Source organism: Halonotius pteroides, assembly GCF_003605635.1.
Lineage (GTDB): Archaea > Halobacteriota > Halobacteria > Halobacteriales > Haloferacaceae > Halonotius > Halonotius pteroides.
In genome coordinates this window covers 1-24,541 of sequence record NZ_QMDW01000015.1, presented here as the reverse complement: position 1 = coordinate 24,541, position 24,541 = coordinate 1, and the positions used below count along the sequence as shown (strand labels likewise).

Annotated in this window: 28 protein-coding genes, 1 tRNA gene and 1 other RNA gene; 14 read left to right on the top strand and 16 right to left on the bottom strand. The window is 63.2% G+C overall.

Translation table 11 applies throughout. The annotated features are described in order from the left end of the window. Positions 1-46: 46 nt before the first annotated feature. Positions 47-1,855: a HEAT repeat domain-containing protein gene (locus DP106_RS10705; protein ID WP_120085229.1), complete on the bottom strand. Its 1,809-nt coding sequence runs from the start codon at positions 1,853-1,855 to the stop codon at positions 47-49. 107 nt (positions 1,856-1,962) lie between these two features. Further along, positions 1,963-3,033 carry a LolA family protein gene (locus tag DP106_RS10700; protein WP_205738925.1) on the bottom strand — a complete coding sequence of 357 codons (1,071 nt, stop codon included), beginning with the start codon at positions 3,031-3,033 and terminating at the stop codon, positions 1,963-1,965. A gap of 110 nt (positions 3,034-3,143) precedes the next feature. Here DP106_RS10700 and DP106_RS10695 point away from each other — a divergent pair, with 110 nt between their 5' ends. The 3 genes from DP106_RS10695 to DP106_RS10685 are packed head-to-tail and all read left to right on the top strand — an operon-like array spanning position 3,144 to position 5,848. Continuing rightward, complete coding sequence (locus DP106_RS10695) at positions 3,144-3,884, top strand: ABC transporter ATP-binding protein (protein WP_120085227.1); 741 nt, start codon at positions 3,144-3,146, stop codon at positions 3,882-3,884. Beyond that, complete coding sequence (locus DP106_RS10690) at positions 3,884-5,119, top strand: ABC transporter permease (protein ID WP_120085225.1); 1,236 nt, start codon at positions 3,884-3,886, stop codon at positions 5,117-5,119. The genes DP106_RS10695 and DP106_RS10690 overlap by 1 nt, the downstream gene beginning before the upstream one ends. 48 nt (positions 5,120-5,167) lie before the next feature. Next, the gene (locus DP106_RS10685) at positions 5,168-5,848 is read left to right on the top strand and encodes a DUF1405 domain-containing protein (RefSeq protein ID WP_120085224.1); all 681 of its coding nucleotides are present in this window, start codon (positions 5,168-5,170) and stop codon (positions 5,846-5,848) included. Here the strand turns inward: DP106_RS10685 and DP106_RS10680 are convergent. The 3 genes from DP106_RS10680 to DP106_RS10670 form a co-directional block, all read right to left on the bottom strand. Beyond that, positions 5,845-6,309: a hypothetical protein gene (locus tag DP106_RS10680; protein ID WP_120085222.1), complete on the bottom strand. Its 465-nt coding sequence runs from the start codon at positions 6,307-6,309 to the stop codon at positions 5,845-5,847. The genes DP106_RS10685 and DP106_RS10680 overlap by 4 nt on opposite strands. Positions 6,310-6,397: 88 nt before the next feature. Beyond that, positions 6,398-6,784 carry a PIN domain-containing protein gene (locus DP106_RS10675; RefSeq protein WP_120085221.1) on the bottom strand — a complete coding sequence of 129 codons (387 nt, stop codon included), beginning with the start codon at positions 6,782-6,784 and terminating at the stop codon, positions 6,398-6,400. Beyond that, on the bottom strand, positions 6,781-7,041 hold the full coding sequence (locus tag DP106_RS10670; protein WP_120085219.1) for an antitoxin VapB family protein: 261 nt from the start codon (positions 7,039-7,041) through the stop codon (positions 6,781-6,783). The genes DP106_RS10675 and DP106_RS10670 overlap by 4 nt, the downstream gene beginning before the upstream one ends. A 151-nt stretch (positions 7,042-7,192) precedes the next feature. Here DP106_RS10670 and gatD point away from each other — a divergent pair, with 151 nt between their 5' ends. The 3 genes from gatD to DP106_RS10655 all read left to right on the top strand — a co-directional run bounded on the left by gatD (position 7,193) and on the right by DP106_RS10655 (position 9,725). After that, a complete protein-coding gene (gene gatD / locus DP106_RS10665; RefSeq protein ID WP_120085218.1) occupies positions 7,193-8,476 on the top strand; it encodes a Glu-tRNA(Gln) amidotransferase subunit GatD in 1,284 nt (427 codons plus the stop codon). Beyond that, positions 8,467-8,733: a hypothetical protein gene (locus DP106_RS10660; RefSeq protein WP_120085217.1), complete on the top strand. Its 267-nt coding sequence runs from the start codon at positions 8,467-8,469 to the stop codon at positions 8,731-8,733. Before gatD ends, DP106_RS10660 begins: the two co-directional genes overlap by 10 nt. 107 nt (positions 8,734-8,840) lie before the next feature. Continuing rightward, positions 8,841-9,725 carry a universal stress protein gene (locus DP106_RS10655; RefSeq protein WP_120085216.1) on the top strand — a complete coding sequence of 295 codons (885 nt, stop codon included), beginning with the start codon at positions 8,841-8,843 and terminating at the stop codon, positions 9,723-9,725. Between the two features lie 20 nt (positions 9,726-9,745). Here DP106_RS10655 and DP106_RS10650 read toward each other — a convergent pair whose 3' ends face one another. Further along, a complete protein-coding gene (locus tag DP106_RS10650; RefSeq protein WP_120085215.1) occupies positions 9,746-10,180 on the bottom strand; it encodes a universal stress protein in 435 nt (144 codons plus the stop codon). A gap of 142 nt (positions 10,181-10,322) precedes the next feature. Between DP106_RS10650 and DP106_RS10645 the strand changes: the two genes are divergently transcribed. The 3 genes from DP106_RS10645 (at position 10,323) to DP106_RS10635 (ending at position 11,681) form a co-directional block, all read left to right on the top strand. Then, entirely contained in the window at positions 10,323-10,892 is a 570-nt protein-coding gene (locus DP106_RS10645; protein WP_120085213.1) for a class I SAM-dependent methyltransferase, read from the top strand. 79 nt (positions 10,893-10,971) lie between these two features. Then, an RNA gene (ffs, locus tag DP106_RS10640) (signal recognition particle sRNA) lies at positions 10,972-11,283 on the top strand. Positions 11,284-11,357: 74 nt separating this feature from the next. Continuing rightward, a complete protein-coding gene (locus DP106_RS10635) occupies positions 11,358-11,681 on the top strand; it encodes a DUF7111 family protein (protein ID WP_165857871.1) in 324 nt (107 codons plus the stop codon). Positions 11,682-11,686: 5 nt separating this feature from the next. On the opposite strand, the gene DP106_RS10630 is transcribed toward DP106_RS10635, so the two are convergent. Further along, positions 11,687-12,412, bottom strand: coding sequence for a protein sorting system archaetidylserine synthase (locus DP106_RS10630; protein ID WP_120085212.1), 726 nt, complete (start codon positions 12,410-12,412; stop codon positions 11,687-11,689). A gap of 120 nt (positions 12,413-12,532) precedes the next feature. Between DP106_RS10630 and DP106_RS10625 the strand changes: the two genes are divergently transcribed. Continuing rightward, positions 12,533-12,958, top strand: coding sequence for a plastocyanin/azurin family copper-binding protein (locus DP106_RS10625; protein ID WP_120085211.1), 426 nt, complete (start codon positions 12,533-12,535; stop codon positions 12,956-12,958). A gap of 45 nt (positions 12,959-13,003) precedes the next feature. Here DP106_RS10625 and DP106_RS10620 read toward each other — a convergent pair whose 3' ends face one another. Genes DP106_RS10620 through DP106_RS10605 form a run of 4 tightly spaced genes read right to left on the bottom strand, consistent with a single transcriptional unit; the run spans position 13,004 to position 15,745 of the window. Next, positions 13,004-13,657, bottom strand: a complete 654-nt coding sequence (locus DP106_RS10620) for a 30S ribosomal protein S3ae (RefSeq protein WP_120085210.1) — start codon at positions 13,655-13,657, stop codon at positions 13,004-13,006. Positions 13,658-13,659: 2 nt separating this feature from the next. Further along, positions 13,660-14,031: a KEOPS complex subunit Pcc1 gene (locus DP106_RS10615; protein ID WP_205738924.1), complete on the bottom strand. Its 372-nt coding sequence runs from the start codon at positions 14,029-14,031 to the stop codon at positions 13,660-13,662. Beyond that, a complete protein-coding gene (locus DP106_RS10610) occupies positions 14,024-15,271 on the bottom strand; it encodes an exonuclease RecJ (protein ID WP_120085209.1) in 1,248 nt (415 codons plus the stop codon). The genes DP106_RS10615 and DP106_RS10610 overlap by 8 nt, the downstream gene beginning before the upstream one ends. Positions 15,272-15,280: 9 nt before the next feature. Then, positions 15,281-15,745 carry a 30S ribosomal protein S15 gene (locus DP106_RS10605; RefSeq protein WP_120085265.1) on the bottom strand — a complete coding sequence of 155 codons (465 nt, stop codon included), beginning with the start codon at positions 15,743-15,745 and terminating at the stop codon, positions 15,281-15,283. A gap of 254 nt (positions 15,746-15,999) precedes the next feature. Between DP106_RS10605 and DP106_RS10600 the strand changes: the two genes are divergently transcribed. Together DP106_RS10600 and DP106_RS10595 are read left to right on the top strand one after the other, a co-directional pair. Further along, positions 16,000-16,071: transfer RNA gene (locus DP106_RS10600), tRNA-Ala, on the top strand. A 191-nt stretch (positions 16,072-16,262) separates the two neighbouring features. After that, positions 16,263-16,502, top strand: a complete 240-nt coding sequence (locus DP106_RS10595) for a hypothetical protein (RefSeq protein WP_120085208.1) — start codon at positions 16,263-16,265, stop codon at positions 16,500-16,502. A gap of 22 nt (positions 16,503-16,524) precedes the next feature. Here DP106_RS10595 and DP106_RS10590 read toward each other — a convergent pair whose 3' ends face one another. Beyond that, positions 16,525-17,751: a HEAT repeat domain-containing protein gene (locus DP106_RS10590; RefSeq protein WP_120085206.1), complete on the bottom strand. Its 1,227-nt coding sequence runs from the start codon at positions 17,749-17,751 to the stop codon at positions 16,525-16,527. Positions 17,752-17,979: 228 nt separating this feature from the next. Between DP106_RS10590 and DP106_RS10585 the strand changes: the two genes are divergently transcribed. Next, on the top strand, positions 17,980-18,984 hold the full coding sequence (locus DP106_RS10585) for a DUF7490 domain-containing protein (protein WP_120085205.1): 1,005 nt from the start codon (positions 17,980-17,982) through the stop codon (positions 18,982-18,984). After that, complete coding sequence (locus DP106_RS10580) at positions 18,981-19,301, top strand: hypothetical protein (RefSeq protein ID WP_120085204.1); 321 nt, start codon at positions 18,981-18,983, stop codon at positions 19,299-19,301. Before DP106_RS10585 ends, DP106_RS10580 begins: the two co-directional genes overlap by 4 nt. 57 nt (positions 19,302-19,358) lie before the next feature. Here DP106_RS10580 and DP106_RS10575 read toward each other — a convergent pair whose 3' ends face one another. The 4 genes from DP106_RS10575 to DP106_RS10560 form a co-directional block, all read right to left on the bottom strand. Next, positions 19,359-20,582 carry an RNA-guided endonuclease InsQ/TnpB family protein gene (locus DP106_RS10575; protein ID WP_120085203.1) on the bottom strand — a complete coding sequence of 408 codons (1,224 nt, stop codon included), beginning with the start codon at positions 20,580-20,582 and terminating at the stop codon, positions 19,359-19,361. A 336-nt stretch (positions 20,583-20,918) separates the two neighbouring features. Then, a complete protein-coding gene (locus tag DP106_RS10570) occupies positions 20,919-21,389 on the bottom strand; it encodes an FKBP-type peptidyl-prolyl cis-trans isomerase (RefSeq protein WP_120085202.1) in 471 nt (156 codons plus the stop codon). Positions 21,390-21,463: 74 nt separating this feature from the next. Next, entirely contained in the window at positions 21,464-23,854 is a 2,391-nt protein-coding gene (locus tag DP106_RS10565) for a heavy metal translocating P-type ATPase (RefSeq protein WP_120085200.1), read from the bottom strand. A 295-nt stretch (positions 23,855-24,149) separates the two neighbouring features. Continuing rightward, positions 24,150-24,541 (bottom strand): chemotaxis protein CheW (locus DP106_RS10560; RefSeq protein WP_165857870.1); only part of this gene is annotated, 392 nt, incomplete at its 5' end.

Below are 24,541 nucleotides of genomic sequence, written 5' to 3'. Positions count from 1 at the left end.
TACCAGTTCTTTGGCGGCAACGCTATTGAGCCCTTTGTGCGCCCTTTCACTCGATGCGTTCCAGCGCCCACGCTGCCCGCTGTCGCACTGACTCCTCGGGATCAGTGTGGTGACACTCGGCGAGTGCGTCGGCAGCCGCGGTGGCATCACACCGACCCAACGCCCAACAGGCATGGACACGGCTTCGCGTCCACTCGTCATCCAACAGCTTGATCAACGTATCGGTAAACGGCTCGACGCGTCGGGGTTTTACCGATGCGATACGCGCAAATGCGCCCGCGGCGTTCGACCGCACGGTTGGATCATCGTCGGTGAGGCGGGCGGCAAGTTCGTCGGTATACGGCGCGATATCGGTGGGGAATTCCTTGGCGATATCGCCGAGGACGCCGACGGCGTTGGCGCGGAGCTCCGGATGGTCGGCCTCAAGCTGTGCCACCAGCGTCGGCACCGCCGGTGTCGCCGCCGCTGGGTAGACAGCCGTCACGCGGCCGAGCGCGGCGGTACTGCTGATCCGATAAGTAGTGTCATCGGTGTCCAACAGTGAACACAGCTGTGGAACAAGCGGCCGTACCGCCCCGGGATGGGGCTTGGCGAGCAGACCGACCGTCGCCAACGCCTGCCGGCGGGCACGGGTCGGCGTCGGAGCCAACAACGAGCCGAAGGCGGGGACAGCATCCAAGACGGCCTCGGGGTTGTGTTCCGCAACGTAGAGCAACAGCCGTGTCGCCGCCGCCGCCACCAGCCGGCTATCGGCGGTGACGGTGTCGACGACGGGATCGATCTCTTCGGCGACGATATCGGGATACAGCTCCGCGATATGCGCCAGCGAGCGCAGGGCATACAGTGTGCTCACCCGCCCCGCATCAAGACAGTCCACCAGCGACGAGATCGCTGTCAACCCGGAGGTGGCTGCCGCGGCGAGAACGGATTCAAAGATCTCTACGGCGGTCGCTCGCGCCTGTGGATCGGGCGTCCGAAGCAGCGTTTCGAGGCCGCTGGGGTTGATAACCCCGGGCGCAACCGCCGCCAACTGCCCGTAGCGATCGAGTTGCTTCGGGGTGGCTCCGGGATCAGGGGCCGCTACCGTTGGCTGTGGCGTCACAGCGATAGTCTCGACCGCATCGATCGACACCACAACCCGACGTGGGGCAGGCTCGGCTGTCAACGCTGACACCTGCGGGGTGTCGTGCGTTGGGTGTGATGCCGTTGCGCGCTGAGGATCAACAACCGGCGGCTCGATCGGTGACGCAGGACGAGCCGTCTCGATCTCGAAGGCGGTGCCGGAGCCAAACGTCTCACAAAAGCTGAGTAAGTCGACAACGCTGTCGGGGTCGATCCGCACCTGTCGGGGCGAGCCGCGGTGATCGATCCCGAACCATCGCAGTGGGGTGCCATCGGCGTCGGTATGCTGTCGGAGAAACGCACGGGCTGAGTCACAGCCGACCGCGTCGCGGGCGAGTTGCCACCGGTCGTCGGTGCCGACGCGCCAACAGGTGACCCCGTCGACAACGACGGGATTCGGGCCGAAGTCGGGGACGGTGGCCGGGGGGGCAGACGCCCCAGAAGAGGTCGGCGGTGGGTCGATCGGGTCGCCGGTGGGCGTGGTTGCCGTGGTCGCACAGTCCCGACACACCGGGTTGGGGATCGGTGGCGGGAGTTGAACCCCGCCGTCTGGTTCGGGAGCTCCCTCCCCCGCCGGGTCGGAGCCGATCGTCGGCGGGCCTCCCAGAGCCGGGGGCGATCCCGATCCGACCGACCGCTGTGTGGTCGGCTCTGCGGCGTCAGTGTCGGTGGCCGCCCACGACACGGGTGTGCCGCAACAACAGCAGTGGTGGTGTGGTGACTGGAACGCCATCTACCTGATATCGGATGGTTGGTAGCTCATTCAAAAAGCGTTCGCCCGCGGGTATCACCAGCGATAATTAGGAAAACGACGCACGAACGGCGGCTCACAACAGCGCGTTACAGCTCCGCCGCGGCCGCGGTCGCGTCCTCGATCGTTCCCTCGACAGCAACGGCGGTAGTAACCCCATCAGTCGTCCAGAAGACGACCGCGCGGTCGTCACGCTCGACGGCGGTTGCCGACCGCCCATCGATGGTCACCGTCGCCGCATCGTCGAGTTGATCGAACGGCATCGACACGCCGCTTGTCGTGATCACCGAGACGGTGTCGCCGTCAACACCGTACTGCTGGACAACAGCCTGGCCGTTTGCTCGACTGATAACGGTAGCGGTCGTGAACGTGTCAGCGTTGTATGACGATAGCGAGAGCTCGGTCGCCGACTGAACCGCCCTGAAGCTGTCGTAGGTGTCAGTCGTTGTCACCGACACCCGGTCGGCCGGCGGCTCGAAGGTGCTGTCGTGAATGCTGACGTTGAAGTTGGTTTCGGTGACCCGAACGGTCGTCTCGTTGGTGCCGTCGGTCGCGGTCGCCTGCAGTAGGCGGCTGTCCTCGGTGTCGACCCAAAGCGTGCCGGCGGCGGTAGCGTCGCCGGTCGACTCGATGTCGACAACGTAGGCGGACTCGCCGTCGAGGTCGGTGGTCTCAACGAGCGTCGCGGTGACGTTCGATCCGGAGACCGGATCGGTTAGCGAGCCGTACTGGGTAGCTTCGCCCGGGAGCCGCTCGCGATCGCCGCTCGCCTCGTAGGCTTCAATCTCGGCGTCGGTTGGGATCTCGCGGGCGTACGATCGGTTGTCGCCGACCGCCCAGGCGACGCTGCCGTTCGAGCCAGCCTCGTAGGTTGTGCCGGCCTTTTCAACCGTGTAGGCGACCTTTTCGGGTTGTTTGGCGGCGTACTCGACGGTCGCCGTCGACGTTGTTGTCTCGTTTTCGACCGTCACGGTCGCCGTCCCGCTGAGCGTGTCGGCGGCATCGTATCGGGTCTCAACGCGATCAAGGATCTCGTCGCCGGACGGCTGGTCATCGACAGCCATGCCGGGGAGGCCGGTCGCCGCGCCAGCGGCCAACAGACCGACCGCAAGGAGGGCGGCTAGCACGCCGAGGCGACGACTGAAGGGAGTAGAACTCATCATCGAGTGTACGTGCTTGCGCCGTAAGTACATTGCTCCGATGAGGGAGGTAGCTGGTGGGAATCAACCGGTGGCCAACGTTGATAGGCGCAGCCGGCCAACAGCTGTGTGTGAGCGAGACAGCCGCGACCGCGACAACAGCCGTAACCGAGGCCGGCGAGACCGAGCCCACAGTCGTCGTCGATGAGGTGTCGAAACACTACACTGTCGGGGGGCAGGTAACCGCACTCGATGAGGTGACCCTTACGCTCCCAAGAGGCTCGTACACCGCGATCATGGGGCCGAGTGGCTCCGGCAAAAGCAGCCTGTTGAACCTGATCGGCGGACTCGATACGCCATCCGCTGGCCATGTTGCCGTCGACGGCAAGCCGATATCGACAGCAAGCGAAAACGAACGCGCCGCGATCCGTGGCACTGACATCGGTTTTGTCTTCCAGACGTTCAACCTGATGCCGCGGCTGACCGCCGTCGAAAACGTCGCCCTCCCGTTGGTGTTCGATAGCTGGTCGCGGGCCGACCGGATCGACCGCGCGGTCGAGCGCTTAGAGGCGGTTGGACTGGGCGATCGCACCGACCATGTCCCCAACGAGCTTAGCGGCGGCCAACGCCAGCGAGTCGCCATCGCTCGCGCGCTTGCACCCGATCCGGCGCTCATCCTGGCCGACGAACCCACCGGCAACGTCGACACCGACACCGGCGCGACCGTGCTGGACATCTTTGATGAGCTCCATGCCGCGGGCAACACAATCCTGCTTGTCACCCACGAACGCCATGTCGCCGAGCGCGCCGACCGGATCGTCCATATCACCGACGGCGAGATCGGGTCGATCGAAGCTACGGGTGAGGCCTGATGGATGGCCGTGAAGGGCTCCGAATCGCTGTGCGGTCGGTGCGGGCCCACAAGCTTCGCTCGGCGTTGACCGTCGTCGGCATCGTCATCGGCATCGCCTCGGTGATCACGTTTGCGACGTTCGGAGCCAGCGTCCAAGCCGAGATCATCGGCGATATCGGCGACAGCAACGCGGGCAACATCTACGTTTTCGGTACCCCCAGCGACGACGAGGGGTTCGACCGGGTGTTGCAGCCGGTGTTCACCGACACTGATCTTGCGGCGATCAGCGAGATCGATGGTGTGACGGCTGCCTTACCACGCGGCTCAATCCAGGTGTCGTCGATACGTGCCGGAAATCAGACGCTTGCCAGATCACAGGTGACCGCAACGACACCAGAAAGCATCACCGCCGGGTCGACCGTGGCAGGGCGTTCGTTCACCAGCGGCGACCGCGAGGTGGTCGTCAACGAGCGATTGGCGACCGGCTTTCGTGAGAATCTGACAACCGGGTCAACGCTGACGCTGCTGTATCCTGACGGCGAGGAGCGACCGGTTACGGTAACAGGTATCGTCAACGGTACCCGCGGCGAGCTGCCGGTGAGCAACTTTGCCCGCCAGCCGCGGCTCTACGCGCCGGTCGATCCTTTCTATGCGGCGGTCGTCGAAAGCCCCTCGGCTGGGGTGCGACAACGGGCCTACCCACAGATAACCGTCGTCAGCGATCCACGACAGACCGCCGAGACGCGCGAAGCGATCGAGACCTATCTCGCTGACGACGCCGATGCCCGTCAGCTGTCGGCGAGCGACACCGAGTTGGTCGCCCGCTCGGGGAGTGATTTCATCGATGAGATCAGCGACGTGATCGAGCGCATCACCCGGTTTGTGACCGGGATCGGCGTTATCTCGCTGGTCGTCGGCGCGATCGGTATCGCCAACGTGATGTTGGTCAGCGTCACCGAGCGCACCCGCGAGATCGGGATCATGAAAGCTGTCGGCGCGCGCAACCGCGATATAATGAGTATCTTTGTTATCGAGGCCGCGCTGTTAGGAACGCTTGGCTCGCTGCTCGGCGTCCCGCTCGGGCTCCTTGTCGGCCGCGGGGCTGCCGCCTACGCCGACGTGACGTTCGCGTTGGCCCCTGATTGGATCGCTCTCGCCGTCGGTGTCGGCGTTGTTGTCGGGATCGTCGCCGGCCTGTATCCGGCCTGGCGGGCCGCCCGCATCGACCCGATCGACGCGCTCCGACACGAGTGAGCGGGGCCGACCGATAAACACCTGTAGCTGGCCGCACAGAACCCAGCTATGTCGCGGCCGGATGACCGAGCGACGACACCGACGCGCCGACGACCGATACCGAGAGCGGTCGCCGAGTCGTATCTCTCTCATGGCCCGAGTCTGGTCATGTTGCTCGTCGCCGGCGCGGTCGCATTCCTGGTTGGGGTGCAGTTCTACGTCGACACCATGCCCGCAGTTTCGACGTTGCTGTGGCCGCTGTATGCGGATTCGCCAACCGCCATCGCGCTGGCGACGCTGTCGCTGGCAACATTGCTGCCGACGCTCAACCAACCGTTGGCGTCAACGCCGACAAACCGTCCACTAGCGTATCTTCACACGCTCGCCTATGTCTGGCTCATCAAGTACGGCCTGTGGGTCGTCGTCGCGCTCAACCGCCGCGTGGGGCTGTATATCGGGTTCGACGCCGACGCGCTGTATGCCTACTGGGGTATTATCGGCACCCACCTGCTGTTCGTCGCGCTGGCCTTCGCCATCCTCCACTACGGGCGAACAACACGGGGGGCTCTCGGCCTGTCGCTTGGGCTGTTGCTCGCAAACGACATCGTCGACTACGGCTTCGGGTTCTATCCGCCGTTGCGCTATGAGCCCGGCGTGGTGGTGCCGACGCTGACAGTCGCGCTGTCGGTCGGTGTTGTCGCGCTGGCGGCCTGGCAGTTCGACCGGCTGGGCGACGTGCGGACGGACTAAATCTCTCGCGTCAGCCCGTCGCGCAGATCCCGGCCGAAGTAGTGGCCGACGAGCCCGAGGCCCGCACCGAGAACGACGCCAAGGCCGCCGAAGGCGAGCCCGTACTGCTGGAAGAAGTCGACGCCAATCGGGAGCGCGGCGGAGGTGAGCAGGCTCAGCGCAAAGTTGATGCCGACGACCACACCGCCGGCAAGGCCGGTTTCGAGATACCGAGCGTCGCCGGCGAGGATGCCAAGGACGAACGTTGCCGCGAAAACACCGGCAACCGAGCCGATGCTACCGATGATCGGGATCGCGCCGCCGCCAACGACACCGATGGCGACAGCGACCAGCGACACGAGGAGGGCTTTCGCCGAAAAGCGGCCACCGAGGCGACCCGCATCGCCGTCATCATCGGCACTCGATGGGATCTCGGTGTCGACCCCGTCGACCGTCTCGGTTAGTTCATCCGACTGCTGCATACCCAATCGTGGCGACCCAGCGGTTTGGCTGTTGTGCCGACAGCGACGACACTGTGCGGCTTGCCGTCTGTCACACAACAGCTGCGAATTATCTTCGATACGTATCAGTTTTCAGATCCTCGATAGCAGCAAAATGAGTGTCGTCGACGACGAGTGGCACACCGAGCGAGCGAGCAGTGCCAGCGATGTAGATGTCGCTTTTGTTGATCAGTTCGCCATCGGCACGGAGCGTGACGTAGATTTCGGCGGCTTCCGCAGCCGTTTCGTTCGTGAACGGCACCGGCTGCACCCACTCGTATTTCGACATCGCCTCAGCTTGTGTCATCTCTTGGGTGATCATCAACCCGCGATACAGCTCCGAGAGGACGATAGTCGGTGCACCGATCTCTTCGGTGTCGTGGGCGGCTAAATACGCGATTGCGGCGTCGTCACCGCGGGCGTAGTCGATAAGAAACGACGCGTCGACGAGCTTCACGGTTCCTCTGAAAGCCGCTCGTCGATTCGGGTACCATCTTCATCGAACGCAACATTGAGATCCACAAAGCCTTGCTCAACCGCCGCTTCGAGGTCGTCAGCCTCGTGCTGAGAGAGAAAGCCAGCGTTCGTCCGCCAGTCGGACTCACGCTCGTGGATGAGTCGATCAAGCGTCTCGCTGAAGCTTTCATCACCGCGTTTGTGCGCTTTTAGCCGCTCGTAGACATCTTTTTTGATGCCGATATTTTTCGATCCCATCCGTGTTTTGTGTATATGTTTGGGTACACATCAAGCTTGTTCCCGGTCTCTCCGGTTTCAACATAAGCGGCGTCGAAAGCTTCCAGTGGAGTTCCCACTATCGAAACCGCGAAAGCGTGGTTTCAAGTCGACCCCCGGGCAAGGCAGGCGTATGAATCCAGGCGACCGCGTCCGCGTCAAGCGCGGCGACACCACCAACGAAGGCGTGGTGCTGCCCTCCTCGACGGGCGACCACATCGTCCTCAAGCTCGACGGCGGCTACAACATCGGCATCGACCGCGAGGCAGCCAGCGTCGACGTGCTCGAAGCTGATGTCCACGACATCGGCGACGACGAACCCGACGACGGGGAAGTCTCCACGATCGAATTCGGCGACGAGCTGCCAACGATCTCACTCATCTCGACGGGCGGCACCATCGCCTCAACGGTTGATTACCGCACCGGCGCGGTGACCGCACAGTTCACCGCCGAGGACGTGTTGCGGGCCGTTCCTGAACTCACCGGTCGCGCCAACTATCGGGGCCGCGTCGTCGCCAACATCCTCTCAGAGAACATGGAGCCCTCGATCTGGCAGGAGTTAGCCACCGCCGTCGCCGAGGAAATCGAGGCCGGCGCGGACGGCGTTGTCGTCATGCACGGCACCGACACGATGCAGTACTCGGCGGCCGCGCTGTCGTTCATGCTCGACACGCCGGTGCCGATCGTCTTCACCGGCAGCCAGCGATCGGCCGACCGGCCCTCCTCGGACAACGTCATGAACGCGGTGGCTGCGGTCGAGGCCGCAAAAGCTGACTGCGCGGAGGTGCTGCTCTGTATGCACGCGTCGGCCAGCGACGACCGCTGTGCGCTTCATCGCGGCACGCGCGTCCGGAAAAACCACACCTCACGGCGGGACGCCTTCGAGACCGTTGGCAACAAGCCGCTGGCGACAATCGACTATGCGACCGCCAGAGACGATGGCGCCGACGGCGCGGTCGCCGATGACGCCATCGAGTTTAACCGCGACTACACAGCCCGCGACGAGACCGACCTCGCGCTCAGCGACGGCCTCGATCCCGCGGTCGAACTTATCAAGTTCACCCCCGGTATGGATCCCGCGGCGTGGGACTACCTCGACGACGCCGACGGCGTGGTCATCGAGGGTACCGGCCTCGGGCACATCCATACTGAGCTGATCGGCCGCGTCGAGGAGCTCGTCGACAACGGAACCGTGGTTGCGATGACGAGTCAGTGTTTAGGGGGGCGGGTCTGTGACCGCGTCTACGACACCGGTCGTGATCTGCTGGACGCCGGCATCATCGAGGCCGGCGATACGCTCCCCGGCACCGCGAAGGTGAAGCTGATGTGGGCCTTAGCGAACGTCGATGATCCAGCCGAGGCGATGGGGCGGTCGCTGGCCGGCGAACTCACCGAGGAATCCCAGCCGTGGCAGTAGCGGCGTCGCCTGCAGCCGCCGGCTCGCCGTTGCTTGTTGCCGCTATCATCGGCCAGCCGATTTTGATCGTCATCTACGGGATCACGCTCGCCATCTCGGTGTGGCTGTTTCGGGATGCACGTCGTCGACAGCGGTCGATCCCGGTGGCGGTCGGCTGGGCGATCGGCGGGTTCGTGCTCCCGGGGATCGTCCACTTCGGGTATCTGTACGGGCGAGTAAACAACACGTCATCGGCCCCCGAGAGACCACCTGAATAACCGACAGCAGCACCCGTCGTATAGCGGAGCGATAAGACGAGAGAGCAGGTCGATCGACAGCGGTGTCGGCAAGGGTTGTTATTAGGTCGCCACCCGAAGAGACGACCATGTTCGACCGTATCTTGTTCCCGATCGACGATAGCGACGGTGCAGTCGCCATCCGCGAGAGCATCTATGCCCTCGCGGCCACCCACGACGCGACCCTCCACGTGCTCAATGTCGCCGACACCGCTCACGACAGCGTCACCCGGATCGGCGACGAGGTCGTTGATGCCCTCGAAATCAAAGGCGAGGAGCTCGTCACCGAGACCGCAAGCCAGGCAGCCGAACGCGGGATTCCCACGAAGACGGCGGTGATACAGGGTGGTGTCGCCGCGACAATCACCAAGTACGCGGCGACCGCCGACATCGACCTCATCGCAATGCCGACACAGGGCCGAACCGGCATCGAGGAGCGACTACTCGGGAGTACAACCGAGCGTGTTAGCCGTGAGACGCCGGTACCACTACTCACGCTTCGACCCGACGCCACGCCGCTGGCGACACCGTTTGAGCGCCTGCTCGTCCCGACCGACGGCAGCGACACCGCCAGCTCAGCGATCGGTGTCGGGATCGATCTTGCGGCCGTCAACAGCAGCACGCTCCAGCTGTTGTCAGTCACCGACACCTCGCTGTTCGGCAGCGAGCTGCAGGCAGACCAGTACGTTGACAGCCTGCGCGAGACCGCCAGCGAGATCGTTGCTGACGCCCACGATCGGGCCACAGCCGCCGGTGTCGACGACGTTGTCACCGCGGTAGCGGAAGACGAGTCGGTGGTCGCAGGGATTCAGTCGTACGCCGCCGACGCTGACAGCGATTGCATCGTCGTCGGCACGCACGGCCGAACTGGACTTGATCGGTATCTGTTAGGGAGCGTCACCGAGACGCTGATCCGAACCGCATCGATACCCGTGTTGGTCGTCCCACCGACAGATCACGACACCGAGGCGTAAGCTGCGGGGGAAGCTGAGAGCTACTGCTTGTCGGCCGGCAACACGACAACCGGGATATCGGTTTTGACGATGAGTGCGGTTCGCACGCCACCAGCAACGATATCCAGCCAGTCGCTGCCGCCACGGGAATGGAAGGCGATCGCGGAGGCGTCGCTATCGTTGGCAGCCTCGATGATGGTGGCAGCGATGTCCTCACCGGTCAGTACCTCGGTCGCAACATCGATCCCGTCGGCGGCCGCAAGCGACGCAAACCGATCGACGGCGTCGGTTGCGCGATCAGTCGCGGCGCGCTGGGTGGTGTCGCCGCCATCGGTGGCCGCGGCGACGCTGACCACCAGTGGGTGACACCACGCCGGGTCGATCTCCGGGCGAAGCGCGTCGTAGGTTTCGGTGGCGTCGTCACCATCCGAGACTGGGACAACCGGCCGCGTGAGCAGCCCCGACCGGTCGGTCATCGACGACCACCTGACAGTGCGGAATCGAATGCGGACAGCGAGGAGCCGAGCATACCCTCGCTTTCGCCGCTGTCCACATAGATCCTCGCCCACGAGGAGCCAAATCCGAGGCTCTATTGGGCTTGGTTCCCACAATCGACCAATGGGATTTCACACGTTTGATCCGGCAAAGGCAGCCAAGTTAGACGACGAAGGCCGTTATCAGTTCTGCTCGCGGGAGGAGCTGCTCGGCGCGTTTGCGACCGACAACGGGGCCGACGACCACCTTGTTGATCTCGGCAGCGGCACCGGCTTCTATACGGCCGCGCTTGCCCCCTTCTTTGGGCAGGTTTCGGCGGTCGATATCCAGTCAGAAATGCACGACCACTTTCGAGAGAACGGGGTGCCAACAAACGTCTCGCTGGTCGAGAGTTCGACCGATAGCCTTCCACTCGATGATGGCTCGGTTGATGCGGTATTGTCGACGATGACGGCCCACGAGCTCCCGCTTGCGGCGACGCTGGCGGAGCTCCAGCGGGTGCTCGGCACGGGCGGGCGATTCGTGATCGTCGACTGGTCAGCCGAGGGACAAGGGGAGGCCGGGCCGCCGCGAAGCGAACGCCTGAGCGCGGCCGACCTGCGGGAGTCGTTGACCGAGACCGGCTTCAACGTCGATCGCGCGGAGGAACGCGGCGAAACGCTGCTGATCGCGGCGACATGGGACGACCGCTGACGCTGTGACAACCCCCCGATTGCGTCGGCCTGCGCTGACGGCGAGCCGAAAGGGACTTAATGCCCTCGCCTGTACCCAGGAGTGGACTAGGCCGGGCAGGTAGGCCCTGCTCTGCACCCGTGAGACAGTCTTTAGCGGGGGCCGAACAGCCGGGGCGTCGGTCGAACCGACACAGGCCTCGGGAGCCAACGTGGAAACCTCGTCCGTCGGGGACAGCGGCTCGGTGTGTACACCCGCAGGGGTGTTCCACGCCGGGTTGTCGGCGACAGTGGGTCAGGCGCGGAAGCGAGCAGCCCATCGCCGGACGCCAGTCGCTCGCCGGATCGCGGGGTGGAGAAGGCAACCGAGAATCCCTGTGTTTGGAACGGCCGGCAACCCGGTCTGTCCGCCATTCATACGCGATTTCTCCGATCACCCCGTCCAACCCACCGACAGGTTCGACTATCAGCAGTGCCTTGGGTTTGTATGGTCGACAACGCGACGACTGACAGCGACGACACAACACCCAAGACTGACGGCGAGACGACCGCAGCCGCCGGCGACATCCACGCTACCTACGCCGAGACCGCCGGTGAGCGCCGCCTCAGCTTTGATCGAGACGGCCAGACCGCGGTCGTCGCCCAAAACAGCGAGGGGTATGCGATGTTGCGGGTGCGACAGCAGGCCGACGGCGACGAGCTCGAACGTTACTACGGCTTCGATATGGCACTCGATCACGCCGCGGAACTGCTCGGTGTCGACCCCAACGGGCTCCCGGTTCCCGAGGCGGCCGCCGACATGGGGATGTAGTCGGATCAGCCGTTCTCGCCAAACGACGACCGGAGGAAGTCGCTGTCGAGGTGATCCCGCCAGTAGAATCGCGGCGCGAAAACGAGATACGCCACCGCCAGAAACAACAGCGCGAAGGCAAAAACGCGGCCGTAGTAGCCCGACGTGAGAATCGCCAACCCTTGGACAACCCCCATGATCAGCGCGTCCTGGGGGTGGAGATCCGGATAAGTGATCTGTGACACCATCAGCACCGCGAGCACGCCAACAAGGCCGATAAGCTGCCAGACCACGGTGAAGCCAGCCAAGACAGCCGCCGCGAGGATCGTTGCCGCCAGTGTCGTCTGGACGCCTTGGGTTTCCGCACTGTCGTAGTCGTAGGCGGTGTACATCCCCAGCCGGGTGACCGCCATCGCCACGAATAGGGCGGGCAGACAGACGCCGACGCCGACGACCGTGGGATCGCCGTTTGGCATCCACTGCTCGAAGACGACGGCGACAACGAGAACAGCGGGAGCAACACCGAAGGAGGCGACATCGGCTAGGGAATCGAGATAAACGCCGGCAGGCGTGCTTCCTCGGCGGCGAGCGACGATCCCATCGAGGGCATCGGTGATCGCACCGACGAGGATGAGACGGGCAGCCAGCGTCACATCGATAAGCGCGGCCGCGGTCGCCAGAAAGCCAAGCGCAGCGTTGGCGACGGTGACCGCATCGGCAGCCCCGAGTCGCCCGACGAACCGCGGTTGCATATCTGCTCGTTGGCCAGTGGGAGGTTATGTGTTGTTATCTCCGTGGCCGAGGCTGCGGCACAGGTGACTGACAGTCGGCCGAACCACGCGGCATATATGCCTGCCGCCCCTACCGTTTGTATGGTCGAACTGCGGACGCGACGGCGTCTGTTGGCCACCCTCGGGGCCACCGCGGCAGGCGGTCTCGCGGGCTGTCTCAGCACATTCAGTCGCCCGGAGTATGACGTCGGAATGCGAGCTACAGCCTTCGCCCCCGAAAAGATCACCGTCGAGGCCGGCACAACTGTCGTCTGGCGGAACACGAGCGCCCGCGGGCACACCGTTACCGCTTACGGAAGCACGCTCCCGGCGGGAGCGGCCTTCTTCGCCAGCGGGGGGTATGAATCAACTGAGGCGGCACGGACGGCGTGGCACGGCGACAGCGGTGGTCGCCTCGAAACCAGCGACACGTTCAGCCATACCTTCGACGTGCCCGGAACGTACAGCTATGTCTGCATCCCTCATGAGACCAGTAGCATGGTTGGAACAGTCATCGTTGAGGAGTAATCGCTCCGCTGGGCGGCAAAAGAAGTCGAAAATGTGGTCGCCAGCTTAGTCGTCTGCGACGTCGGTGGCCACGTCGTCTTCGTCGACACTGACGGCCGTGGCTTCCTCTTCGGCCAGCTCTTCGGGCCGGGCTTCGAGTTCGAGTTTCGTCACCTCAACGCGTCGCAGCGGGTAGATCTGTTTTGCCTCGCCGTAGATCGCCGACGAGAGGCGGCCCTCGATGACACTGTCGGCCAGCTCCTCGAAGGTACGCTCTGCGGCGGCCTCGTTGACGAGGTCGATCATGACACGCCGAATGGCGTGCTCCTGGCTGTTGTCGGCCTTCTTCGTCGTGAAGGCGACCGGCTGGATCTTCACGCGGTAGTCGTCGGTCGTGACGACCGTGATGTTGGCCTCGGTTTTCGAGGCTCCGCGTCGCACGAGGCTGCGCAGGTAATCCCGCGTCAGCTCGTGTTTGATAAACTCGGTGTAGGCCGTATCCGAGCCCACGTCATCGATCTTGAACGTGAGTTTGGTGTTGTCTGATCCGGCGTCATCGTTGATGTCGCCGAGGGTCGTCTCGATCGTGCGGCCGACGACCTGCTGTGGCTCTGCGGCGATGGTCTCACCGAGTTCGGCCCGGTCGAACTGCTCGGGGGCCTGTACGGTGTACCATCGTTTGCCGTCCTGTTGCTGCTTAGATACTGATCGTTCGCTCATAGTTAGGTTGTCTCGTCTGTCGTGGTTTCGGCTGCTGTGCTATCCTCGGTGGGCGCGATGTCGGATTCCGTGTCAGCGTCGGCCGCGTCGTCGACAACGTCGACAGCAGCCGCGTCGGCTGCCGTGTCGATAGCGTCGAATACGCCCTCGGCAACGCTAAGATTGACAACGTAGTCATCGACGGTCGACTGCAGCCCGCCGGTTGTGTCCCGATCGATCTCGGTCGTCACGGTCGCCGACTCAACCTGCGTCGTCATCGACGCGGTGTTGTCGGGGGCGACCGCGCGGGCGACACGCCCGGCGCGCGTCGGTGTCGCGTACGCCGTCGTCACGGTCGCGCTGGTGGCGACCGCGCTGTGGGTGGCGTCAGTCATCGTCGAGAGCCTCCCTGACCGCGGCGATCAACTCGCCGTCGGCCACGCTGTCGTCGACAGCGAGTGTCGCCTGCGTCGGCGTCCCACCGGCGTCGCCGTCGAACTCGCGGGCGACGGTCGCCGTCACGTCGTCAAGGCTGTGTGACTCGGCTGCCGCAAGGGCTGCTCGACGGCGGTCATCGACCGGCTCGTCGGTGACAACAAGCGCGACGGGTTCTGGTGTGCGGTACGCACGTGCAAGGCGGGCGACTGTCGGCAACACTGCTGGGCGATCCGTTTCGACACGGAAGACGTAGACGCCATCGTAGCGGCCTGTCGTCGGCGAGTCGAGTGCGGCATGCGCTGCGGCAGTATGATCGCGCCAGCTGTCAACCGCCTCGCTGACCGCTCCCGGCGCGCCGAACGCCAGTGACACCGCCACGCCTGGAGCCTCGCGGGCGAGTGCTGACACCACGTCAGCGTAGCCGCCGAGCGTGGCAAACGGGGCGGTCGGTGTCGCGTACGGCCGGAGTGCGGCCTCGACCGAATCGGCAGCCTGTGGGGCAGCCGGCTCGGCGGTCGCAGTTGCGACGGCAACGGCCGAAGCGAGTTGGGTGTGTGTCTCCGCGTCGAGCCCGGCGTCCGAATCTGTCGGGATGGCAAGGTCGGCGAGGAGGTCACGTGCGGCGTCGACATCGCCGGAAAACGGCGCGTCGAGCCGTGTCGAATGGGCGAGATCGGCGGCGAGATCCGCGGTTGGCACCGCAACACCGGGGCGACGCTCAACAAGGGTGGCCGACTCGGCCGCCGCGAGGAGATCGTCGCTGCCGGTGCCGCCAGGTGTCCCACCGGCGGCGATAACACCTGCCAAAGCGAGCACCGGATCGGGGTCGACGCCGAGGTCGCGGCTGACCGTCGCGGCCGCGACGCTCGCCGACTGGCGGTCGCCGCGGGCCGGCACCGCGAGGTCAGCAGGGCCGCGCTGGCCGCGACTGACCACGAGGGATTGGCTGTCATCGGGCTCGCTAGCGTCGCTTTCCGCACCGTCGACAGCGTCGCCGGCCGGATCGGGCGAGACGTGGACGCGAAAGGGGATCTCCCGGTCGCGGAGTGCGACCGCCAGCAGGCCACAGGCGGCGAGTGCGTCGCCGTCGGCGTGGCCGAAAATGCGGACGAACGGCGCGGCCGCTACCGCCGCGGCGACCCTGTTGGCGGCGTCGGGATCGGGTGCGGTCGCAGCGTTCGTCCGGGAGTCCGACATCGTGAATCCTTATTCGAGGCGTTCTTTCGCTTGCTCGTAGCTGTAATTGAAGTCGGCGTCGATCTCGTCGCCGCGGTAGTAGTTGGCGAGGCGACGGATCTTCGACTCCGTGTTCTGGAGTGCGCGCTTGTTCTGGTGATCCTGGCCGTTCTCATCGAGGTGTTCGGTCAGGGTGATCGCTCGCTCCATCAGGTTGCGGAGATCCTCGGGGAGTTCCGGCGCGGCGTCGTTGTCCCCAAGAATCTCGCCGACCTTCTTGCCGGTGGCAAGTTTGACATTTGGGATCGGCGTGCCTTTGACGCCCTCGTCGCGGAGTTTCATTCCGATGACGCTGGGGTCGTGGCCCTGTTCGGCGAGTTCAACGACGCGATCCTCGATGGCGTCGGCGTCGACATCGCTCCATTCGGCTGGTTCGTCTGCCGCCGGGCGATCCGAACCGGATGAGCCGCGGCGACGGGTATGCATTCGTGCCATTGTCTGATATTGGAACGGCACAGGCCGCAGAAACGACGTGTCCACACAGCCCAGAGACGACCAACTGATCGTCGCGGGCTGGTGGCGCACTGTCGCAATCCCAAGCCCGTGTGGGCGAGTCAGAGTTACGACTGCGCTGTTCCCACTGATCTGTCTCCGTTGTGGGCGTTAAGGGCTTTCTATTTGCTGATGGGTTCATTACCCCGAGTCGAAGGCCTTAATACTAAAACCGGGAAATCACAGGTTGCATTCGTGGGCTCGTAGATCAGCGGTAGATCATCCCCCTGGCACGGGGAAGGCCGCGGGTTCAAATCCCGCCGAGTCCACTTCACTTCGTTCTCGCTGTGCTCGAACTCGTTCAGTGAACTCGGCTAACTCCCACTCGCTCACTGCGTTCGCTCGCGGGAGTCCCGCCGAGTCCATGTAGTAGATCCGTCGCCGTCTGTCAGCGACGCGATACTGTCGTGCCCACGCTTAGCGGTAGTATTTTTATCACTACCGGCTGTAGACATGTCTCGTGGGAACCGATCGTGACCGCGTCTGGGCGGGGGTACTTCGGGTATCGAACGAACAGGCTGGGTTCTCGATCGAGGAGATCAGCCGTGTCTGTGAGGAGCTGTTTGGCGAGGACGCACCGTCACGGGACACGATCGATGACACCGTAGCGACGATGATCGAATGGAACGTATTGGAGTCCTTCGGCTTCAACGGTGGGGTGACCTACTACATCCGCAACGACGAGGATATCAACCCTTGAGACGGTGTTGGTGACAGCTACCCTACGAGCCCCAGATCACTTTCTCCGGGCCGTCCTGTAGATTTGATCGAACTGACGACGCCAAGTTGTGGGCGACAGACTCCTCGTCGACCGACGCAAGGAACTCCTCAAGCTTCGCTTCGACCAGCGAGGGGTCAAGCGTCGTCAACCCGGCGGCGGCGATGATTCTAAGATAGTCGTCGTCATCATCCAACGCCGAAAGCAGACTCTCGACGGTCTCTTCGGTGGTGGATCCGAGTTGGGTTAACACCCACGCCGCGTTGCGCTGTTCGGGTTTGCGGGGCGACTCGTCGACGATCGAGGCAAACTCAGCCGACACCGCGGCGTCGACATCGTCGCCCATCTCAGCAAGGGCCTGCTCGCGGACAGTGTGGCCGTCCTCGAAGTCGGATTCGGTGAAGGTGGTGATCAACCCCTCAGCGGCCTCCTCGCGTACCACATCGTCACCACCGTTGTGCAGTTCGTCGACGATCAGATCGACCGCCTCGTCGGGTTCGAGCCGGCCGATCTCGCTGAGCGCGCAGGCTTTGAGCTCGGCATCCGTCCCGCGGGAGGCTGTGTGTAACGCCTCGTAGGCACCGTTAGTTCCGAGTGTGACCAACGCCTCAACGGCGGCCTGTTTGGTGCGTCTGATCTCCTCGGCATCGGCCGACTGATACATACTCTCGTCGTCGATCCGCAGATAGCTCTTGATCGGTGTGACGAACGTCTCGTCGCCAACCGTGCCGCCGGCTTCGATCGCCCGGCGGATCACCCGCAGATCGGTCTCCCGTTGGATCGTCGTCCGCAGCTTTTCGATCGTAGTGTGGCTGCCGACGCGTCCAAACCCGACGACAGCGAGAAATCGAAGCTCGGGCCACTGTCGCTCGTGCCATTTGGTCAAAAGCAGCGGATACGGCGTGTCGGTCGGCGTCGATTTCGGGGCTATCCCCAACCGCGTAATGATGTTGTCGGCGATCGACTCATCGATAGCAAGCAGCGTCTTGACGACGTTTGCCCGAACAGCGTCGCTGGGGTCGTTGAGTACGACATCAACGAGGGCCTTCCGTACCGACGGCGTCATCTGCTCGGCGAACCCTGACACGGACTCTGACAACACCCCGGCCGCACCGTATCGCACATCCTCGTCGTCGTGATCCCGAATATAGCGGACAAGTTCCCCGTATGCTCCCCGGCTCGACAACGAATAGAACTGGTCGAACATCTCCGAGGAGGGTTCTTGTGCCATTGTCGCATACTATGATCGGTAGAGTAAAAAAATACTGGCTACGTACACATACCGGCTGGATAAAATGTCACCGCGGCAGAGTAATAGCCGACACGGTCACTCACACCGACGGTCGTACCCACCCAAGCGTCAACCCGTCCACCAAGACATCAACACCGTCACAACCGTGACTCAAGCCGACGTTATAGCCTCCCAAAAACACTTACAGGCGGCGGGTGGTTCGCCGGTATGGATCGCACGAAAACCCTCACAGCCGGTGCCGCCGGCGTGTTTGTGGTGGCTCTCCTTGTTGCCCTGCTCGCGCCAGGCGCGCTTTCAGCCCCGCGTGCGGCGACCCAACCCGGCAGCGTCGATATCGCCGACACCACCATCCAGCCACAGGCTGTCGGCGGCCAAACCGTCGCCCTCCGGGTCAACACAACACTGCGCCACCGTGGGAATCCAAGCCCGAATGTCACGGTTCGCCTGCGAGCCATCGACGCCGAGTCCGGACTGCTGGAGACCACCCGAACAGTCGACGTCGGCGAGTTGGCGGATAGCCGCGAGCGGGTCGTTCCCGCAACGCTCGGCGTCGCCCGTGAGGGTGGCTACCGCATCGAAACGGTGGTGTATCAGGACGGCCAGCGGGTCGATACCGGCCGTCAGGAGGTGCGTGGACTGGCGGCGTTGGTGCCCGAATACGCGCGCACACCGATCCAGTTTGCCGACGAAACGACGCTGCCACCGCTTGGCGTCTCAGTCCAGGCGGCAACCGAGCGCCAAGCAACGCTGGATATCACCGCCCAACTGATCAACCGAGGATCAGTGCAGTCGGATGCTGTGGAAGTAAGCGTGATCGCCCGACAGGCGGATTCAAATCTCGTGGCCGCCCGTGACACCGCTGATGTGGCTACGATCGAGCCCGGACGCACAACCGGCACTACGCTGCCCGTCTCGGTGCCAAACAACTACAACTACTACGTCGATGGTGTCCTGAAAAAGGACGGTGTTATCGTTGATACAACCCGGACGGCGGTGAATCTCAACCCAAGTGAGCGGATCGCGGTCAACGAGACCAGACAGTCGGTCGAACTCGAGGTCAGCGATTTCGAACGCGACCGACGGCTGGATCGTGAGGAACAACAGGCGGACACAGCGGGCGAAAGCGATTCAGCAACCCCCGGGTTCGGTGTTCCGGTCGCGGCACTGGCTCTCCTGGTCGGTGGGCTGCTTGCACGGAGGCGAACTGTATGAGCTCTGACCACAACGACCCCACGACGACAGACGAACAGGCGTCGACTGATCCCGGATCACCGCCATCGGTAGACGGGTACACCGGCAAGAGCCGGCTTCTTTCCGGTGATATCGAGCGGACGCTTCGGTATGCGGTCGTCGCCGGCCTCGCGTTGTTGGCGTTGATCGCGACGCTCCGCTTTTATTTCGCGGCCGGGGCAACGATCGATACGTGGGTTACACGGGAGTATCGCTCGCTGTTTCAAGCGTTGTTCAACCTCACAATCCTGTTGGTATCCGGCGCGGGGATTCTCTGGCAGGTACAGAAGCTTCGGTAGCGACAAAAGCCCTGCTTGGCCTATTTCAGAGCGATCCACTGTGTGAACTACCCCACCCTACCGCTCGCCTGACGGCTCGCGCTTGAGGGTGGGGCTTCCTGTTTCTACGACGCGCTTTGCAGATACCGAGGTATCCACAGGGAGCGCAGTCTCCACAGGCGTTGATTCGGAGCGTCCCGCTCCTAACCGCTTTGTGATACCGCGAGAAAGAATGTTCCACGCCGCGTTCACGTCTCTATCCGCCTCGAAACCACACGCCGGACAGGAGTGTTCACGCACCCACAGTGGTTTCTCCGTCGAAACGCCGCAGGACGCACACTCTTTCGTCGTCCCACGAGGATTCACCGCGACAAAATGCGTTCCTTCCCGTTCGCACTTGTATTCGAGCATCCGCAGGAACGTTCCCCACGCCGCTCCCGCTCGGTTCCGCGAGTTGCCCGGCAGTTCAACCAAGCCCTTTGCGTCCAAGTCCTCCACGGCCACGAAGTCGTATTCGCGGGCGTAGTAGTTCGAGAGCTTGTGGAGGAAGTCCCGCCGCTTGTTCTTCAACTCGGCGTGACGCTCGGCCACGATTCGGCGTTGTTTCTCCCAATTCGCAGAGCCGTGTTCTTTCCGAGAGAGATCCCGCTGTGCGCGTTCCAATCGTTCGCGTTCGTCGGATAGGTCGAACGATTCGACAGCTGTTCCGTCGGTGTCGTGAGCGTACTTGAGAATCCCTACGTCGATGCCGACGCACTTCTCGGGGTTCTCCGGTTTCGCGGGCGGGTCGTCCGGGGTTTCGGCGCCCAGGATGGCATACCACTTCCCAGTCGGTTCCTGTTTGACTGTGACCGTCTTGATTTCAGCGTCCTCGGGGAGGGCGCGGTGGAAGGTGAGCGGGATTTCTCCGAGTTTCGAGAGCCACAGTTTTGTCCGACCGCTCGTGTTTTTGAGCTTGAAGCCGGATTGACTGTAGGTGAAACTGCGGTACTCGCTCGGAGCTTTCCACTTGAGTGTGCCGACGTGATAACCGTTCTCTTTGCGACCGCGAAGCGTTGAGAGGTTGTCGTACAGCCGTTGTACGACTTTCTGAAGGACTTTCGAGTGTACGTCTTTCAGGTCAGTCCACCACTTCTTGAGTCCCGGCAGGAGCTTCTGCTCTGAGTATGCCGAGGTGTCCTCGGTGCGGTTGAGTCGATGGAGGAAGTGGTTGTAGACCTGCCTACAGGTATCGACAGTCCACGTTAACTGTTGTTCGAGAGCGTCGGACGGTCGGAGTCGATACCGGTAGTTGTAGTTCACGAGCGTTCTTCGATGAGTTCGTCAAGTTGTCCGCGAACGAACGACGAGAGGTTGAGGTGGTTCTCCTCGACCCACTCGGCTTGGTCTTCGCGGATGGTGATGTTCTTCCGTCTCACGACATACGCATTATACGTATTTGTGCGTATAGTTGTTGCGATTGCGTGGGCCTGTGGGCCGAGCGTCGAACGTGTTTGCTACTCGTACGGCGCCGTATCCCCTCCCTACTCGCTCTCTTCGATCGCTCGTTGAGGAAGGGGCCTTAGCGCCTCAATTCAGGTAAAAACGGCTTGTAAAGAAACGGCATCCGCGACGCCATACAGCGTCGACAGTAACCCGTCAGTTGATAGCGACCACTTCAAGCTCAAAGTGGAGCGTTTCACCGGCCAGCGGCGGGTTGAAATCTACCTTCGAGACATCGTCGGCAACGTCGGTGATCTCGGCGGCTGCGCCCTGCTCGGTTTCGACGTACTGGCCGACCGCCGGCCGTTGGCCACCGAGCGTGGCAGCAAGCTCGTCGGTCTCGTACTCTTGGACGCGGTCTTCCGACCACTCGCCGTAGCCTTTCTCCGGCGGCACGTCGACAGATGTGGTCTCACCCTCGTCTAACCCTGGGAGGGCTTCTTCGATCCCAGCGATAACCTCGCCGGCCCCAACGGAGACGGTCAACGGGGTGAACTTTCGGTCTGGTTGAGCCTCAGCCAATCCGGATTCGGCTGCAACAGCCTCGCGTGAGGTGTCAAACACCGTTCCATCGTCGTCACGGCCAACATACTCGATAACGACCTCATCGCCGGATTCGATTGTCATAGAACAGATACATCACCGAGCCGAATAGGACTTGCGTTGGGTAGACCGTCGAAAGCGGGGACAGCAGGTGTCAGCTATTCCGGTTCCGGCGGCTCATCAGGGGTCAGGCCGGCCAGTCGCATCGCATTGCCGGTGACCCCGAGACTCATCCCCATGTCGCCGATGACGATCGCGCCAAGCACCGAGACGTAGCCGAACGGCGCGGCGACCGCCAACAGCAGCTTCACGGCCAGACTCGACCAGATATTCTGCCGGATGACGCCATCGGCGGTCTCCGAGAGGGTATGGAGGTAGGGGAGCCGACCCAGATCGTCAGCCATCAACGCGATGTCGGCGGTCTCCAGTGCGGTGTCGGTGCCGGCAGCACCCATGGCGACCCCGACGGTCGCCGTTGCCAACGCGGGGGCGTCGTTGATGCCGTCACCGACCATCGCCACCCCACCTGAGTGGGCCTCCCGGAGATCACCCACTGCATCGACCTTCGCCTCGGGGAGCAGGCTCGCCTGCACCTCGTCGACACCGACCTGCTCGCCGATCGCCTGGGCGGTGCGCTCGTTGTCGCCGGTCAACATGACGATCCGCTCGATCCCGTTGGCTCGAAGCTGATCGACAGCCCACGTCGCCTCGGGGCGTACGGTGTCAGCAATGGCGATCAGCCCCTCCAGTTTTTCGTCGGTGCCGACGAGCACGACAGTTTTACCAGCCTGTTGAAGCCGTGGGACCGTCTCCGCCAGCAGGTCGACGTACCGACCGTGTTCGCAGTCGGTTGCCTCCTCGACGACCGTCGGGTGCTCGTCGCTGGGGTCGGCGGCACCCGTTTCATCGGCGTCGATCGCGTCGGTCGTCAGCCCGCCGTCCGTTTTGAGGTGGGCATGATCGAGTTCGAAGCCCAATTCGGTGAACACCGATGGCTTGCCGGCGTAGTGGGTGACGCCGTCGATCTCGGCGCGAACGCCCTCACCGGTCAGCGCCTCGAAATCCTCAACCGGGCGGTCGCCGACGGCACCGGCCTCGCGGGCCTGGTCGACGATCGCGTCGGCGATCGGATGTTCGCTGCGTTGTTCAAGCGTGCTCGCGCAGTCTAAGAGCTCAGCTTCGGTTGTGTCGTTGAGCGGGATCACGTCGGTGACACCGAGATTACCGGTCGTCAGCGTCCCCGTCTTATCGAGCGCAACCGCTTCAACATCGCCCATCGCTTCGAGATGCGGGCCACCCTTGATCAACACGCCGTTGCGCGCCGCACTCGTCAGCCCAGAGACAACAGAAACGGGCGTTGAGATGACGAACGCACAGGGACAGGCGATCACCAGCAGCGTCAGCCCGCGAACGAACCACTCGGTGAACGCGCCCCAGCCGAGCAGCGGCGGCACCGCCATCGTCAACAACGCGGCGGCGACGACGATCGGGGTATAAACGGCCGCGAAGCGGTCGACGAACTGCTCGGTGTTGGTCTCCTCGCCTTCGGCGGCTGCAACCAGGTCGATCACGCGGGCGATCGTCGACTCACTGGCCGGCGCGGTCGCCTCGATCTCGATGTAGCCGGTCTCGGTCAGACTGCCCGCATACACCTCCGCGCCCGGTTCCTTATCCGCGGGGACGCTCTCGCCGGTGATCGGCGACTCATCGATCGCGCTGGAACCCTCACGAATCACGCCGTCGACAGGGATCTTCTCGCCGGGCCGGACGATCACGCGGTCGCCGATCTCGACGGCGTCGGCGGCGACGACCTGCTCCTCGCCGTCCTGTCTGACGGTTGCGGTCTCCGGGGACAGCGCCATCAACTCCCGCAGCGAGCCGCGGGCACGATCCATCGAATACCGTTCCAGCAGTTCGGCGATGCTGAACAACACCGCCAGCGTCGCCGCCTCGAAGGGAAGGTTGACCGCGAGCGCGCCGAGAATCCCGCCGCTCATCAGCAGGTCGATATCCAGACTGCGGTTGCGAAGCGAGGCGTAGCCGTTCCGCAGGATGATTACACCCGGGGCCGTCGCCGCGGCCACGTAGGCGACCGTATCGAGGCCGACCGGCGCGCCAGCAATCGTTGTGAGCGTTGGATTCGCAGCCGGGAGCACCCACTCAAACAGGATCCCGACCAGCAACAACACCCCGCCGACGGCGGTGCGGATCGCCCGCCCGCTTGTCCAGATCGCCATCGGGTCGGCGGATTCGTCGTCGTCGTCGACCTCGTAGCCGGCGGCCTCAACACGGCCACGGATCGATTCGGGTGTTGTCTGGTCGGGATCGTAACCGACGACAAGCGTTCCTGAGGCGGTTCGAGGATCGATGTCGGCGATCCCCGCGAGATCGCTCACGCTGGATTCAACTTTGCCAGCACAGGATGGACAGTCCATCGAGGGCACCGACAGCGAGAGGGTATCGAGACCGCCTTCGGCCAGGTCAGTCGTGGTCGACCCTGTCGCATCCGGTGGTGGAGACGGGGGTGCCTCAGCGGGATCGTCGCTCATTGAGTGGGACTACTCGCTCGATGGTTATTAACTCAACTGCTAAATAGCGCGTATATTACTAGAAGGATTGCGTCTCACGGCGTCGTTGTTAATAAGAGCACCACGACCACGATCGAGATGATCCTCACTACGATCTACGAGGATTTGCAGACCGGCTGCCTCTGGTGTGTGCCAAACTGGCGTGCGGTCGGCATCTGCTTCGTCGATGATTCCCGGTGCTCGCTCTGAGCGGTTTGTCAACCCTGACAGATTTTAAATATGATTTAGTATAAGAAGGAGTCTACTGCAGAGTGGTTCAGGCAGTCAATTCGTTTGGATTGAGCCAGATCAGGAACCCCTCTTCGTCCCGCTTTACCACACCTCCGAAGAGCGGTGAATCTGTGATCGTGTCGGCTTCAATTGCATCTGTGGGAATATCGGTGACGTTCGAAACTGTCGAGACAAGCCACCCGATGGCTCCGTCGCCATCGACAAGTTTCCTATCGAGCATGATGATGCGATTTGTCGCCTTGCCGCCATCGGTAACGAGCTCCGCTGGATCAAGTGACTCTCCTTCAAGCACGACCAGCGGATTGACAATTGTTGTCGTCAAGCCACGAAGATCCATCACTCCCTCAACGTGCGCTGGCGTGTTCGGCACCGATGTCATCTCACCCCTGTCAGTGATTTCGGTGACATACTCCAGTC

Coding starts and splice junctions, on each gene's coding strand:
- DP106_RS10650 (WP_120085215.1), bottom strand. CDS start 10,180: ATGACCGACCGGTCGGGGCTGCTCACGCGGCCGGTTGTCCCAGTCTCG.
- DP106_RS10610 (WP_120085209.1), bottom strand. CDS start 15,271: ATGTCGGACTCCCGGACGAACGCTGCGACCGCACCCGATCCCGACGCC.
- DP106_RS10615 (WP_205738924.1), bottom strand. CDS start 14,031: ATGACTGACGCCACCCACAGCGCGGTCGCCACCAGCGCGACCGTGACG.
- DP106_RS10585 (WP_120085205.1), top strand. CDS start 17,980: ATGGATCGCACGAAAACCCTCACAGCCGGTGCCGCCGGCGTGTTTGTG.
- DP106_RS10680 (WP_120085222.1), bottom strand. CDS start 6,309: ATGCAGCAGTCGGATGAACTAACCGAGACGGTCGACGGGGTCGACACC.
- DP106_RS10655 (WP_120085216.1), top strand. CDS start 8,841: ATGTTCGACCGTATCTTGTTCCCGATCGACGATAGCGACGGTGCAGTC.
- DP106_RS10685 (WP_120085224.1), top strand. CDS start 5,168: ATGTCGCGGCCGGATGACCGAGCGACGACACCGACGCGCCGACGACCG.
- DP106_RS10670 (WP_120085219.1), bottom strand. CDS start 7,041: ATGGGATCGAAAAATATCGGCATCAAAAAAGATGTCTACGAGCGGCTA.
- DP106_RS10645 (WP_120085213.1), top strand. CDS start 10,323: ATGGGATTTCACACGTTTGATCCGGCAAAGGCAGCCAAGTTAGACGAC.
- DP106_RS10700 (WP_205738925.1), bottom strand. CDS start 3,033: ATGAGTTCTACTCCCTTCAGTCGTCGCCTCGGCGTGCTAGCCGCCCTC.
- DP106_RS10565 (WP_120085200.1), bottom strand. CDS start 23,854: ATGAGCGACGATCCCGCTGAGGCACCCCCGTCTCCACCACCGGATGCG.
- DP106_RS10705 (WP_120085229.1), bottom strand. CDS start 1,855: ATGGCGTTCCAGTCACCACACCACCACTGCTGTTGTTGCGGCACACCC.
- gatD (WP_120085218.1), top strand. CDS start 7,193: ATGAATCCAGGCGACCGCGTCCGCGTCAAGCGCGGCGACACCACCAAC.
- DP106_RS10635 (WP_165857871.1), top strand. CDS start 11,358: ATGGTCGACAACGCGACGACTGACAGCGACGACACAACACCCAAGACT.
- DP106_RS10590 (WP_120085206.1), bottom strand. CDS start 17,751: ATGGCACAAGAACCCTCCTCGGAGATGTTCGACCAGTTCTATTCGTTG.
- DP106_RS10620 (WP_120085210.1), bottom strand. CDS start 13,657: ATGAGCGAACGATCAGTATCTAAGCAGCAACAGGACGGCAAACGATGG.
- DP106_RS10580 (WP_120085204.1), top strand. CDS start 18,981: ATGAGCTCTGACCACAACGACCCCACGACGACAGACGAACAGGCGTCG.
- DP106_RS10570 (WP_120085202.1), bottom strand. CDS start 21,389: ATGACAATCGAATCCGGCGATGAGGTCGTTATCGAGTATGTTGGCCGT.
- DP106_RS10605 (WP_120085265.1), bottom strand. CDS start 15,745: ATGGCACGAATGCATACCCGTCGCCGCGGCTCATCCGGTTCGGATCGC.
- DP106_RS10630 (WP_120085212.1), bottom strand. CDS start 12,412: ATGCAACCGCGGTTCGTCGGGCGACTCGGGGCTGCCGATGCGGTCACC.
- DP106_RS10625 (WP_120085211.1), top strand. CDS start 12,533: ATGGTCGAACTGCGGACGCGACGGCGTCTGTTGGCCACCCTCGGGGCC.
- DP106_RS10690 (WP_120085225.1), top strand. CDS start 3,884: ATGGATGGCCGTGAAGGGCTCCGAATCGCTGTGCGGTCGGTGCGGGCC.